Here is a 12,947-nt window from a genome sequence, read left to right as displayed (position 1 = left end):
CGCCCCCGCCGGGGACGGACCTCAGGCCGCCCCGGACAGCACCCCGATGATCCGGGTGACCTCGTGAGCCATCGCCTCCCGTCCCACGCTCAGGTACGTGCGTGAATCGACGGCCTCCGGGTGGGCGGCGAGGAACTCCCGGATCGCCGCGGTCATGGCGATGTTGAGGGCGGTGCCGATGTTGACCTTGGCGATGCCGCCGGCGACCGCCGCGACCAGCCCGTCGTCCGGCACTCCGGAGGAGCCGTGCAGGACGAGCGGGACGGCCAGCCCGGCGGACAGCCGTTTGAGCAGGCCGTGGTCGAGGCTGGCGGTGCGGGTGGTCATCGCGTGCACGCTGCCGACGGCGACGGCGAGCGCGTCGACGCCGGTGCCGGTCACGAAGTCGCGGGCCTGGTCGGGATCGGTGCGGGCGCCGGGCGCGTGCGCGTCCAGCGGGGGCCTGCCGTCCTTGCCGCCGACCTGGCCCAGCTCGGCCTCGATCCAGAGCCCTTGGGAGTGGGCCCAGTCGGCGGCGGCCCGGGTCGCGGAGAGATTGTCGGCGTACGGCAGCCGGGCCGCGTCGTACATCACCGAGCTGAACCCGGCGTCGTGCGCCTGGCGCAGCAGGTGGTCGCTCTGCACATGGTCCAGGTGCAGAGCGACGGGGACGGTGGCGTGTTCGGCGGCGGCGACGGCCGCGCGGGCCAGCGGCAGCAGCCGGCCGTAGCGGAACTTGACGGCGTTCTCGCTGACCTGGAGGACGACGGGGGTACCGGCCGACTCGGCGCCGGCGATGACGGCCTCGACATGTTCCAGGGTGATGACGTTGAACGCGGCGACGGCGGATCTGGTGCCGGCGGCTGCGGTGACCAGCTCGCCGGTGGACGCAAGGGGCACGTGCGGGGTCCTTCCGGGGCGTGGGCCGGGTCCTAGGCCCTGTCGTCAAATTCCCGTCGTCCGCCCGCCGGGCAGGCGGGAATTTGACGACAGGGCCTATGGGGTGAGGATCACCGAGCGGGTGAGATGGCGCGGCTGGTCCGGGTCGAGTCCGCGGGCGGCGGCGACGGCGACGGCGAGCCGCTGGACGCGGACGAGTTCGGCGAGCGGGTCGAGTCCGCCGTCGATCCACGCCCCGCCGGTGGCACGCACCTGCCGCGCGAGCCCTTCGGGTGCCTCGCCGAGCATCCAGGTGGCCGTGCCCTCGGTGGTGATGCTGATCGGGCCGTGCCGGTACTCCATCGCCGGGTACGCCTCGGTCCACGCCAGCGACGCCTCGCGCATCTTCAGCCCGGCCTCGCCTGCGAGCCCGACGGTCCAGCCGCGTCCGAGGAACGTGAACTGGGTGCAGGAGAGGAGTCCCTCGGGAAGAGAAGTGGCGAGGGCGGTGCGCGCGTCGGCCACGACGGAGTCGGTGTGCAGGCCGAGATGGGCGCGCAGGAGGGTGAGGGCGGTGGTGGCGAACCGGGTCTGGACGACGGAGCGTTCGTCGGCGAAGTCCAGCACGACGAGGTCGTCGGCGGCGGACATGACGGGCGTGCCGGGGTCGGCGGTGATGGCGGTGGTCCGGGTCCGCCCCCTCAACTGCCCAAGAAGTCCGAGCACTTCGGTCGTCGTACCGGAGCGGGTGAGGGCCACGACCCGGTCGTACGTCCGCCCGTACGGAAACTCGGAGGCCGCGAACGCGTCGGTCTCGCCCTGGCCGGCGCCCTCCCGCAGGCCGGCCACCGCCTGCGCCATGAAGTACGAGGTGCCGCAGCCCACGATCGCGACCCGCTCCCCCGGCCCCGGCAGCGCGCCGCGGTGCCGCCCCGCCGCCTCGGCAGCCCGTATCCAGCACTCCGGCTGGCTGTTCAGCTCGTTCTCGACATGGGTCATGCCCACACCCTCCCCTAGCTGATTGTTCCTGCAAGATATAGCTAGCTTTCGAGCACAATCAAGCATTCGCGCGCAAAGTGGGGTGCGCTAGGGTCACCGGAACACCAGGGAACGGAGGTGCGGATGTCCCGGGACGCCCGCTGGATGGCACTGCTGGAACTGCTCGTCGAGCGCGGCCGGCTGGAGGTCGAGGAGGCGGCGGCCGAGCTGGCGGTGTCGGCGGCGACGATCCGCCGGGACTTCGACCAGCTCGCCGAGCAGCAGATGCTGGTGCGCACCCGGGGCGGAGCGGTGGTGCACGGGGTGTCGTACGAACTGCCGTTGCGCTACAAGACGGCCCGGCGCGCCTCGGAGAAGCAGCGCATCGCCAAGGCGGTCGCCGAACTCGTCGCCCCCGGCGAGGCGGTGGGCCTGACCGGCGGTACGACCACGACGGAGGTGGCCCGCGCCCTGGCCGTGCGCGGCGACCTGGCCGCCGGCTCACCTGCGCTCACCGTCGTCACCAACGCGCTCAACATCGCCAACGAGCTGGCCGTACGGCCCCAGTTCAAGATCGTGGTGACGGGCGGGGTGGCGCGCCCGCAGTCGTACGAACTCATCGGTCCGCTCGCGGACGGGGTGCTCGGGCAGATCACGCTCGACGTGGCCGTGCTCGGTGTCGTCGCCTTCGACGTCACCCATGGCGCCGCGGCCCATGACGAGGCGGAGGCCGCGATCAACCGGCTGCTGTGCGAGCGCGCCGAGCGGGTGGTGGTCGCGGCGGACTCCAGCAAGCTGGGCCAGCGGGCGTTCGCCCGGATCTGCGGGACGGATCTGGTGAACACGCTCGTGACGGACTCGGCGGTGGGCCAGGAGACGGTACGCCGCTTCGAGGAGGCAGGCGTCCGCGTCCTCACGGCGTGACGGGAGCCGGGCACGGCAGTGTCCGGCTTGCCTCACCGGATCCCGTGGACGCGCTGACGCGGCCCGCGACCGCGCCGGCGGAGCCCGGTGCTGTACCGGCCGTCGCCGCGGCGCCACGTCGGGCCGGCCGGCCGGCCACGCACGCCTCGGGCAGGCGGTCGTACACGCCCGGCCCGGCGGTCGTAGCCACCCGGACCGGGCAGCCGTGGGCACCCAACTCGGCGGCTGCCGTCGGGGGCGGCTCAGAAGGCGCCGAGGTCGGCCTTCACGAAGCCCGCGCCGCGCTGGTCGTTGCAACCGGTCGGTGGTCTGTCCAGCGAGTCGGGCCAGGCCTGTTGGGCCTTGAGCGCGACGCTCACCAGGGTCAGCAGCAGGTCGACGTCGCTCGCCGCGTCGAGGCGCAGCGTCACCCACTGCGACCCGGGCACGATCCTGATCACCCCCGAGTCCTGGAGGTCCTTGGCGAACCGCCTGATCGCCCGGTCGGTCAGCCGCAGATCGACATCACGGTCCGAGTGGAAGTGGGCGATCTCGCCCTGGGCCGAACTCACCGCCTGTCCGAGGCCGCAGCTCGGAACCGCCCGATTCAGGTCGGGCCAGGTCGCCAATTGCGCGAGCGCGCGCGAGGCCAACGTCATGAGGACATCATGGACCGCTCACCCGTCGGCAACCAGCTCGTGAACAAGCATTAACCGAGCTGTATCCCGCGGCGGACCGGGCACACCCACCGCGGAAGTACCCCGAACGAAGCAGGAACCGCATCGCATTGACGCCGCCGTCGCCATCGAAGAGCACAAGTCGGCGCAGGTCAAGGCCACATCCGCGGATTCGTGCGCCCACGCGCCCCGATCCCTGAGCCCCCGGGACACCCCGGGACACCCCGGGACGCACGAGAAAAGCCGCTGTCGCCGATGTGAGTGACGGCGGCATCCGGCTGTCCCACGGTGTGAGCGGCGCCGGACGGCGGGCGCGCGCGGGGCGGTGCGCACGCACGCGGCCCGCGTCCCGAAGCCGCGCGCCGATGCCACGCACCGAAGCCGCGCACCGAAGCCGCGTCGTCGAGGCCGCGGCGCCGCCCGTATCCCCTTGCCCCGGTCCCGCACCCCCACCTAGGCTGAGTTTGTGCCGCAAATAAACAAAACCCGATCGCACAGTGTCGTGCCGGGTGCCACCAGCGATCTCACCCGTCTTCGCATCGCCCTGACCGCCTTCTTCGCGCTCGACGGCTTCATCTTCGCGGGCTGGGTGGTGCGGATCCCCGCCATCAAGCAGCAGACCGACGCCTCGGCCAGCGATCTGGGGCTGGCCCTGCTCGGTGTCTCCGCCGGTGCCGTCGTCACCATGACCCTGATCGGGCGGCTGTGCCGCCGCTACGGCAGCCATCCGGTCACCGTGGTGTGCGCCGTGCTGCTCTCCCTCAGCGTCAGCCTGCCCCCGCTGACCCACTCCGCGCCCGCCCTCGGCGCCGTACTCCTCGTCTTCGGCGCCGCCTACGGCGGCATCAACGTCGCCTTCAACAGTGCCGCCGTCGACCTGGTGACCGCGCTGCGGCGGCCGATCATGCCCACGTTCCACGCCGCGTTCAGCCTCGGCGGCATGATCGGCGCCGGTCTCGGCGGGCTGGTCGCCGGCGCCCTCTCCCCCACCCGGCATCTGCTCGGCCTCACCCTGACCGGGCTGCTTGTCACGGCCGTCGCGGGACGCACCCTGCTGCGGCTGGAGCCGCCGGCGCCCGCGGACCGGGCTCCGTCCCCGACCGCGGCGGAAGGCAGTGCCGCGACGGAAGGCCGTGCCGCACCGCGCCGGACCGGCAGCCGTGGCCTGGTCGTCGTCTTCGGACTCATCGCGCTGTGCACCGCCTACGGCGAAGGCGCCATGGCCGACTGGGGCGCGCTCCATCTCCAGCAGGACCTGATGGCGTCGTCCGGCGTGGCGGCGGCCGGGTACTCGTGTTTCGCGCTGGCCATGACCGTGGGCCGGGCGACCGGCACCACCCTGCTGGAGCGGCTCGGCCGGACGCGCACGGTGATCGCCGGCGGTACCGTCGCGGCGGCGGGCATGCTGCTCGGCTCGCTGGCCCCCTCCGTGTGGGGCGCGCTGCTCGGTTTCGCCGTCACCGGGCTCGGGCTCGCCAATCTCTTCCCGGTCGCCGTGGAGCGGGCGGGCTCACTGACCGGCCCGTCCGGCGTGGCCGTCGCCTCGACGCTGGGCTACGGCGGCATGCTCCTCGGGCCGCCCGCGATCGGTTTCATGGCCGACTGGTTCTCCCTGCCGACCGCGCTCACCAGCGTGGCGGCGCTGGCCGCCGTCGCCGCGGTCATCGGGGTGGCCACGCGGCGGACGCTGGGCGGCTGACACCGGCGCCGCAACGCGGGCTCTCCCCCGTGCCGGACATTCCGGCCCGCGGGCGCGCTCCGTCCGGCACACTCACGCCATGGACACTGCCGACTTCCTTCAGACCCTGGACCGGGAGGGCCGGTTGCTCGCGACGGCCGCCGCGGCGGCGGGGACCGACGCCAAGGTGCCGACCTGTCCCGAGTGGCAGGTGCGCGATCTGCTGCGGCACACCGGCGCGGTGCACCGGTGGGCCGCGGCCTTCGTCGCCGACGGACTCACGGAGCGCCGCCCGCTCGACGACGTACCGGACGTGGACGGCGCCGCCCTGGTGGACTGGTACCGGGACAGTCACCGCCTGCTGGTCGACACCCTGGCCGCCGCACCCGCCGATGTGAACTGCTGGAGCTTCCTTCCGACGCTCGACCATCCTTCCCCGCTGGCGTTCTGGGCGCGCCGGCAGGCGCACGAGACGACCGTCCACCGCTATGACGCCGAGGCCGCGCGCGGCGGTACGGCGACGCCGGTCGCACCGGACTTCGCGGTGGACGGCATCGACGAACTGCTGCGCGGTTTCCACGCCCGCTCCCGGAGCCGGCTGCGCACACCGGAGCCCCGGGTGCTGCGGGTGCGCGCGCTGGACGAGGGGACAGACGCGGTGTGGACCGTACGGCTCACGGCCGAGCCGCCGGTGACCGTGCGGAAGGCCGGGGAGGAGGTCGAGGCCGAACTGTCCGGGCCGGCCGAGGAGTTGTATCTGGCGCTGTGGAACCGCAGGCCCGTGCCGCATGTGTCCGGTGACCGCTCGCTCGCCGAGCTGTGGCGGGAGAAGGGCGGAATCTGACCCCGGCCGGTCGGGGTCAGCCGGTCGACGTCAGCCGGTCGGCCCCGGACAGCTCGATCTCGGACAGTCGGCCCCGGTCAGCTCGGCCCCGGCCAGTCGGTCTCGGTCAGCATCCGGGCCAGCACCGCGCGCTGCACGGGCCGCACGTCACCGTGCAGCGCGCGCCCCTTCGCCGTGAGCGCCACCCGCACCCCACGCCGGTCCTCGGCACACATGGCGCGCTCGACCAGGCCGTCCTTCTCCAGACGGCCGATCAGCCGGGACAGCGCGCTCTGGCTGAGGTGGACGCGCTCGGCGATCTCCTGCACCCGGAAGGCACACTCGCCGTCCGCCGCCGCGCCCTGGGCGAGCAGGTCGAGGACCTCGAAGTCGCTGCCGCACAGGCCGTGTCCGTGCAGCACCCGGTCCAGCTCGCACTGCGTGCGGGCATGCAGCGCGAGGATGTCCCGCCACTGCTCCACGAGCGTCTGCTCGGCCCTGTCTGACGCCATGAGCGCACCGTAGCAGAGAAGCGAGATCATTGCACTGGAATTAAATGCATTTGCATTCGATGCACATGCATGTAGTCTCGTCGGCATGACCTCTCCGCTCCCCCCTTCCACGGCCCCGTCCCCGGCCGTCCGCTGGACCCCCCGGCTGTGGGGCACCCTGCTGGTGCTCTGCGCGGCGATGTTCCTGGACGCGCTGGACGTGTCGATGGTCGGCGTCGCGCTGCCGTCCATCGGCTCCGACCTCCACCTGTCCACGTCCACGCTGCAGTGGATCGTCAGCGGCTACATCCTGGGCTACGGCGGCCTGCTCCTCCTCGGCGGCCGCACCGCCGATCTGCTCGGCCGGCGTCAGGTGTTCCTCGTCGCCCTCGGTGTCTTCGCGCTGGCCTCGCTGCTCGGCGGACTCGTGGACTCGGGTCCCCTGCTGATCGCCAGCCGTTTCATCAAGGGCCTGAGCGCGGCCTTCACGGCACCGGCCGGACTGTCGATCATCACCACGACGTTCCCGGAGGGCCCGCTGCGCAACCGCGCCCTCTCCATCTACACGACCTGCGCCGCCACCGGTTTCTCCATGGGCCTGGTGCTCTCGGGCCTGCTCACCGAGGCCAGCTGGCGCTTCACCATGCTGCTGCCCGCACCGATCGCCCTGCTCGCGCTTCTCGCCGGTCTGCGACTGCTGCCGCGCAGTGCCCGCGAGGAGGGCCACGCCGGATACGACATCCCCGGCGCCGTCCTCGGCACCGCGTCGATGCTGCTGCTGGTGTTCACGGTCGTCCAGGCCCCGCAGGCCGGCTGGACCTCGGCCCGCACGCTGCTGTCCTTCCTCGCCGTGGCAGTGCTGCTGACCGGCTTCGTCCTGGTCGAGCGGCGCTCGCCGAGCCCGCTGATCCGGCTGGGCGTGCTGCGCTCGGGCAGCCAGGTCCGCGCCCAGCTCGGCGCGATCGCCTTCTTCGGTTCCTATGTGGGCTTCCAGTTCCTGACGACGCTCTATATGCAGTCCCTGCTCGGCTGGTCGGCGCTGCACACGGCGCTCGCGTTCCTGCCGGCGGGCGCGCTGGTGGCGGTGTCCGCCACGAAGGTCGGCGCGATCGTCGACCGGTTCGGTACGCCCCGGCTGATCGCGACCGGCTTCGCGTTCATGGTCCTCGGCTACGCGCTGTTCCTGCGCGTCGACCTCGACCCGGTGTACGCGGCCGTGATCCTGCCGTCCATGCTGCTGATCGGCGCGGCCTGCGCGCTGGTCTTCCCCTCGCTCAACATCCAGGCCACCAACGGGGTCGAGGACCACGAGCAGGGCATGGTCTCCGGTCTGCTCAACACCTCGGTGCAGGTGGGCGGCGCGATCTTCCTCGCGGTGGTCACGGCCGTGGTGACGGCCGGCGCCCCCGCCCACGCCACCCCGCAGGCCGTCCTCGACAGCTACCGGCCCGGCTTCATGGTCGTCACGGGCGTCGCGGCGGCCGGCCTGCTACTCACCCTCACCGGTCTGCGCAACCGTCGCACCCAGCAGTCCGTTGTCGTCGCCAGGTCCACCGTGAGGGAGGCGGAAGCGGAGCGCGTGGCGGTCCGTGACTAGGGGGAAGCCTCCGCAGGTGCGCCCGGCGGGGCTGGTTGCTCCGCCGGGCGCGCGTCTGTGAGGCTGGGGAAATGCATGCATACGGGGGACGCCGTACCAAAGCCCAACAGGACGCGGCGACGGTCGAGATCGGCTACGCGCTGGTGAGCGCGGCCTTCGCGGCGGCGGTGGTGTTCGGGGCCGTGGCCGGACCCGCGTTCCTCTTCGAACTGCCGCACCTGCTGTCCAAGACCCTGTTGCGGCTCGGTATGGCGGTCGCGCCGATCGTGTTCGTGGCCCGGGTGGTGGGCGTGCTGGTGCGCTTCCGGCGGACGGCTCAGCCCAGCCAGCCGGGCCGCACCAACCCCGACTCATAGGCCAGCACGACGAGTTGGGCCCGGTCCCGCGCGCCCAGCTTCACCATCGTGCGGCTCACATGGGTCTTGGCGGTGAGCGGGCTGACCACCAGCCGGCGGGCGATCTCCTCGTTGGACAGGCCGATGCCGACCAGCGCCATCACCTCCCGTTCCCGCTCGGTGAGCCGGGCGAGGGCGTCCGCCGCAGCGGGTTCCTTGGAGCGGGCCGCGAACTCGGCGATCAGCCGGCGGGTGACACCCGGCGACAGCAGTGCATCACCCTGGACCACCGCCCGTACCGCACGCAGGAGTTCGGCCGGCTCGGTGTCCTTGACCAGGAAACCGGAGGCGCCCGAACGGATCGCCTCGAAGACGTACTCGTCGAGTTCGAAGGTGGTGAGCATGACCACCTTCACGTCCTTCAGCTCCGCGTCGCCGGTGATGCGCCGGGTCGCGGCGAGACCGTCCCGCACGGGCATACGGATGTCCATCAGAACGACGTCCGGCCGCAGTTCGCGCACCTGGCGCAGCGCCTCCTCACCGTCGGCGGCCTCCCCGGCCACCTCGATGTCCGGCTGGGCGTCGAGCAACGCCCTGAAACCGGCCCGCACCAGCGACTGGTCGTCGGCGAGCAGTACCCGGATCACTGGTCCTCCCTGGTGTGCGACGGCAGTACGGCGAGCACCCGGAAGCCGCCCTCGGGGCGCGGTCCGGCCTCGATGGTGCCACCGAGCGCGGCCGCCCGCTCCCGCATGCCGGCCAGTCCGTTCCCGCTGCCCCCGGCGTCGGCGCCGGTGGCCGGCCCGTCGTCGTCGATGCGCAGCCGCAGTGTGTCCCCGTCGTGGACGAACCGTACACACGCCTGCCGCGATCCGGAGTGCCGTACGACGTTGGTCAGGGCCTCCTGCACGATACGGAAGGCGGCGAGGTCGGCGCCCGGGGGCAGGTGCGGCGGCTCGCCCTCGATCCGCACGGTCAGCCCGGCCGCGGCGGCCTGCTCCACCAGTTCGGGGAGCCGGTCCAGGCCGGGGGCGGGGGCGCGCGGCGCGGCACCGGTGGTGCGCAGCGTGTCGAGGACCTGGCGCACCTCGCCGAGCGCCTCCTTACTGGCGGCCTTGATCGTGGTGAGCGCGGCCCGCGCCTGCTCGGGATCGCTGTCGAGCAGCGCGAGCCCCATGCCGGCCTGGACATTGATGACGGAGATGCTGTGCGCGAGGACGTCGTGCAACTCGCGGGCGATCCGCAGCCGTTCCTCGTCCGCGCGGCGCCGTGCCGCCTGCGTCCGGTCGGCGCGCTCCCGTGCCCACTGTTCGCGCCGCACCCGGCCCAGTTCGGACAGGGCGACGATCGCCAGCACCCAGGTGGCGATGACGGTCTCCTGGGTGAGGCTCGCGCGCCGGTCCCCCGAGGGCGGGAGCCAGCGGTAGAGCCAGAGGGCTATCAGCGCGTGCCCGGCCCACAACAGGCCGACGGCGGCCCAGGCGGCCCGCCGGTGACCGGCGACGACCGCGCTGAAACAGCCGACGGCGACGGTCAGCAGGACCGGCCCGTAGGGGTAGCCGGCGGCCAGATAGCCGAGGGTCACCGTCGCGGTGCCGAAGGCCACGGCCACCGGGTACCGGTGCCGCCACAGCAGCAGGACCGAGGCGAGGAGCAGCAGCACGCGCGCGGTCACGTCCAGCGGGACGCGCAGATGCTGGCTGTGCGCCGCGAAGTTGCTGCCGACCAGCACGAACGCGGTGACCAGCACGGTGGAGCGCCAGGGCCGGCGGCGGGCACGGCCCGGCTCCGCCCCGTCCCCGTCCCCGTCCGGGGCGCCGTGCCACCAAGGCCCGTACCGCCACCGGTGCGCGGGGGCGCGCTGCTCTTCCATGACCGCCACGCTAGACGCCGACGACACGGGACGACGTCAGCCGGACGAGGTGATCACTCGTACTCCCCGGGAAGTACGACACCCGGTCGGGGCCGGCACGGGAGTCGGCGCGAGGCCGGTGCGGGCCGGCAGGGAAGACAGCGCAGGACCGGCACAGGAGTCGGCGTGGAGGCCCGTCGGCCGTGCGCCTATCGCAGGCCCACGCCGTGTGCCAGCCCCGTGACCGCGTGGCGGAAGAAGGCTTCCCTGTCCTCCACCACTTTGTGGAACTGGCCGAACAGCTCGAAGCCCACCAGCCCGAACAGCTGCGCCCAGGCCGCCGTCAGCGCCACGGCCACCTCGGCGGGCAGGCCGGAGGCGAAGTCGGCGGCCATGCGCTCGCCCTCGGGGCGCAGTGCGGCGGGCAGGGGCAGCGTGGCGAGGCCGGGCCCCTCGTGGGCGTCGCGGACGATGCCGATGAGGACCAGGCCGACGCGGGCCGCGGCCCTGATCGTGGTCTCGGGGGCGGAGTAGCCGGGCACGGGCGAGCCGTAGATCAGGGCGTACTCATGGGGGTGGGTGAGCGCCCAGCCGCGCACCGCCTCGCACACGGCCGTCCAGCGCGGCACGGGAGCAGCGCCCGGGTCGGTGTCGCGGGCCTTCTCGGCGGCCTCGCCGAGGGAGTCGTAGGCGTCGATGATCAGGGCGGTCAGCAGCTCGTCGCGGCTGGGGAAGTAGCGGTACACGGCCGACGAGACCATGCCCAGCTCGCGGGCGACGGCGCGCAGCGAGAGCTTCGCCGCGCCCTCCTCGGCCAGCTGTCTGCGGGCCGCTTCCTTGATGGCGACGGTGACTTCGGTCCTGGCCCGTGCCCGGGCGCCCTGGGGGGTGCTCATACCGGCAGTCTGCCACGAGGGAGAGCGGTGCACACAAAAGAGAGCACCGCTCTTGCATTCGCGCACCGGCCTGCCCCACACTGGAGTCGTCCGAGAGCACTGCTCTCCCAAGCCGTGGGGGTCACCATGTCGTCGTCTTCCTCTTCGCCGTACTACCTCAAGGGCAGCCCGATGAACGTGCGGCTGAACAGCGTCATCGGCTGGCTCGCCCGGCACGGCGTCAGCCTCGCGGGCACCGCGGAGATGTCCGTGCGGGGCCGCAAGAGCGGCCAGATGCAGCGCATCCCGGTCAACCCGCACACCTACGACGGCGGGCAGTACCTCATCTCGGCGCGCGGCCACTCGCAGTGGGTGCGCAACATGCGGGTCGCCGGCGGCGGCGAGCTGCGCGTGGGCCGCAGGGTGCGCGCCTTCACCGTGGCGGAGCTTCCCGACGCCGAGAAGCTCCCCGTGCTGCGGACCTATCTGGAGAAGTGGGGCTGGGAGGTCAACCAGTACTTCGCCGGGGTGACCGCCAAGTCCTCCGACGCGGAGATCATCGCCTGCGCCGGCGACCACCCGGTCTTCCGGATCACCGTCACGAGCTGACGGACTCCTCCGCCGGGACGGACTGCCCCCGGTCCAGGGCGGTCAGGGCACGCTGGGCGATCGGGCGGGAGCGGACCATCTCGCCCAGCGAGGACGACCCCTGGGTGATGTCCCGGAACGCCTTCCATGCCGGGCGGAACCCGGTGAGGGCCGCGTGGAAGAGGCCGGGACGCTTCTCGAACGCGGCCAGCATCCGCTTGCCGACGCTCATCTCGACGCCGAGACCGGCCTTGATCGCGAACGCGTAGTTCAGGGCCTGGCGGCGGGTGTCGACCGCGTCGTGGGCCTCGGCGATGCGCACCGCCCACTCCCCCGCGAGCCGCCCCGACCGCAGCGCGAACGAGATGCCCTCGCGGGTCCACGGCTCCAGCAGCCCGGCCGCGTCACCACAGACCAGCACCCGGCCCCGGGACAGGGGCGAGTCGTCGGCGCGGCAGCGGGTCAGATGACCGGAGGAGACGGCCGGCTCGAAGCCGGACAGGCCGAGCCGGGCGATGAAGTCCTCCAAGTACCGCTTGGTGGCAGCCCCTTCACCGCGCGCGGAGATCACACCGACCGTCAGCGTGTCGCCCTTGGGGAACACCCAGCCGTAACTGCCGGGCATCGGGCCCCAGTCGATGAGGACCCGGCCCTTCCAGTCCTCGGCGACCGACTCCGGGACCGGGATCTCCGCCTCCAGGCCGAGGTCCACCTGGTCCAGCTTCACGCCGACATGGGCTCCTATGCGGCTGGCGCTGCCGTCGGCGCCGACGACGGCGCGGGCCAGCACCGTCTCGCCGCCCTGCAGGACGACGGCCACCGTGCGCCGGTCGGTGACCGCCGAGCCGTGCTGCTCGACCCGCTGCACCGTGACACCCGTCCGCAGTTCGGCGCCGGCCTTCTGGGCGTGCTCGACCAGCTGCTGGTCGAACTCGGGCCGGTTGATCAGCCCGAACAGCATCTGCTTGGAGCGGCGGGTGCGGGTGAAGCGGCCGTTGTTCGAGAAGGTGACCGCGTGCACCCGGTCGCGGAAGGGGAGCTCGAAGCCGGGGGGCAGCGCGTCGCGCGAGGGGCCGATGATGCCGCCGCCGCAGGTCTTGTAGCGGGGCAACTCGGCTTTCTCCAGCAACAGCACGCGCCGTCCCGCGACCGCGGCCGCATAGGCGGCCGAGGCCCCCGCGGGTCCCGCGCCCACCACGACGACGTCCCACACCCGCTGCACGTCGTCCGCCGAAGAGTTCTCGCCGCTCACGATGGTCTACTGCTCCGATCAAGCCGCTGCCGTAGTGTCC

14 protein-coding genes are annotated in these 12,947 nt (G+C 72.7%); 6 read left to right on the top strand and 8 right to left on the bottom strand.

Going from position 1 to position 12,947, the window contains the following annotated elements:
* Positions 1-21: 21 nt before the first annotated feature.
* Together IE277_RS14330 and IE277_RS14325 are read right to left on the bottom strand one after the other, a co-directional pair.
* Positions 22-879, bottom strand: coding sequence for a class II fructose-bisphosphate aldolase (locus IE277_RS14330; protein WP_189952264.1), 858 nt, complete (start codon positions 877-879; stop codon positions 22-24).
* Positions 880-975: 96 nt separating this feature from the next.
* On the bottom strand, positions 976-1,857 hold the full coding sequence (locus IE277_RS14325) for an SIS domain-containing protein (protein ID WP_189952262.1): 882 nt from the start codon (positions 1,855-1,857) through the stop codon (positions 976-978).
* Between the two features lie 123 nt (positions 1,858-1,980).
* Here IE277_RS14325 and IE277_RS14320 point away from each other — a divergent pair, with 123 nt between their 5' ends.
* On the top strand, positions 1,981-2,760 hold the full coding sequence (locus tag IE277_RS14320) for a DeoR/GlpR family DNA-binding transcription regulator (protein ID WP_189952260.1): 780 nt from the start codon (positions 1,981-1,983) through the stop codon (positions 2,758-2,760).
* 242 nt (positions 2,761-3,002) lie between these two features.
* Here the strand turns inward: IE277_RS14320 and IE277_RS14315 are convergent, their stop codons facing one another.
* Complete coding sequence (locus IE277_RS14315) at positions 3,003-3,398, bottom strand: luciferase domain-containing protein (protein ID WP_189952258.1); 396 nt, start codon at positions 3,396-3,398, stop codon at positions 3,003-3,005.
* 520 nt (positions 3,399-3,918) lie between these two features.
* Between IE277_RS14315 and IE277_RS14310 the strand changes: the two genes are divergently transcribed.
* The gene (locus tag IE277_RS14310) at positions 3,919-5,115 is read left to right on the top strand and encodes an MFS transporter (RefSeq protein WP_189952256.1); all 1,197 of its coding nucleotides are present in this window, start codon (positions 3,919-3,921) and stop codon (positions 5,113-5,115) included.
* Between the two features lie 79 nt (positions 5,116-5,194).
* Complete coding sequence (locus IE277_RS14305; protein ID WP_189952255.1) at positions 5,195-5,938, top strand: maleylpyruvate isomerase family mycothiol-dependent enzyme; 744 nt, start codon at positions 5,195-5,197, stop codon at positions 5,936-5,938.
* A gap of 77 nt (positions 5,939-6,015) precedes the next feature.
* On the opposite strand, the gene IE277_RS14300 is transcribed toward IE277_RS14305, so the two are convergent.
* A complete protein-coding gene (locus IE277_RS14300; protein WP_189952253.1) occupies positions 6,016-6,429 on the bottom strand; it encodes a MarR family winged helix-turn-helix transcriptional regulator in 414 nt (137 codons plus the stop codon).
* Positions 6,430-6,514: 85 nt separating this feature from the next.
* On the opposite strand from IE277_RS14300, the gene IE277_RS14295 reads away from it, so the two are divergent.
* Positions 6,515-8,005, top strand: coding sequence for an MFS transporter (locus tag IE277_RS14295; protein WP_189952251.1), 1,491 nt, complete (start codon positions 6,515-6,517; stop codon positions 8,003-8,005).
* A 71-nt stretch (positions 8,006-8,076) separates the two neighbouring features.
* A complete protein-coding gene (locus IE277_RS14290) occupies positions 8,077-8,361 on the top strand; it encodes a DUF6332 family protein (protein ID WP_189952249.1) in 285 nt (94 codons plus the stop codon).
* Here IE277_RS14290 and IE277_RS14285 read toward each other — a convergent pair.
* The 3 genes from IE277_RS14285 to IE277_RS14275 all read right to left on the bottom strand — a co-directional run bounded on the left by IE277_RS14285 (position 8,322) and on the right by IE277_RS14275 (position 11,088).
* Positions 8,322-8,987 carry a response regulator transcription factor gene (locus IE277_RS14285; RefSeq protein WP_189952247.1) on the bottom strand — a complete coding sequence of 222 codons (666 nt, stop codon included), beginning with the start codon at positions 8,985-8,987 and terminating at the stop codon, positions 8,322-8,324. The two genes, IE277_RS14290 and IE277_RS14285, sit on opposite strands and share 40 nt — an antisense overlap.
* Complete coding sequence (locus tag IE277_RS14280) at positions 8,984-10,213, bottom strand: sensor histidine kinase (protein ID WP_189952245.1); 1,230 nt, start codon at positions 10,211-10,213, stop codon at positions 8,984-8,986. Before IE277_RS14280 ends, IE277_RS14285 begins: the two co-directional genes overlap by 4 nt.
* A gap of 188 nt (positions 10,214-10,401) precedes the next feature.
* Positions 10,402-11,088 (bottom strand): TetR/AcrR family transcriptional regulator, encoded by a 687-nt coding sequence (locus IE277_RS14275; protein WP_189952243.1) that lies wholly within the window; start codon positions 11,086-11,088, stop codon positions 10,402-10,404.
* Between the two features lie 126 nt (positions 11,089-11,214).
* On the opposite strand from IE277_RS14275, the gene IE277_RS14270 reads away from it, so the two are divergent.
* Positions 11,215-11,676, top strand: coding sequence for a nitroreductase/quinone reductase family protein (locus tag IE277_RS14270; protein WP_189952242.1), 462 nt, complete (start codon positions 11,215-11,217; stop codon positions 11,674-11,676).
* Here IE277_RS14270 and IE277_RS14265 read toward each other — a convergent pair.
* Complete coding sequence (locus IE277_RS14265; RefSeq protein WP_189952240.1) at positions 11,666-12,907, bottom strand: geranylgeranyl reductase family protein; 1,242 nt, start codon at positions 12,905-12,907, stop codon at positions 11,666-11,668. The two genes, IE277_RS14270 and IE277_RS14265, sit on opposite strands and share 11 nt — an antisense overlap.
* Positions 12,908-12,947: the final 40 nt, after the last annotated feature.

The organism is Streptomyces alanosinicus, assembly GCF_014650595.1.
Classification (GTDB): domain Bacteria; phylum Actinomycetota; class Actinomycetes; order Streptomycetales; family Streptomycetaceae; genus Streptomyces; species Streptomyces alanosinicus.
This window is presented reverse-complemented; position numbering and strand designations above follow the sequence as displayed.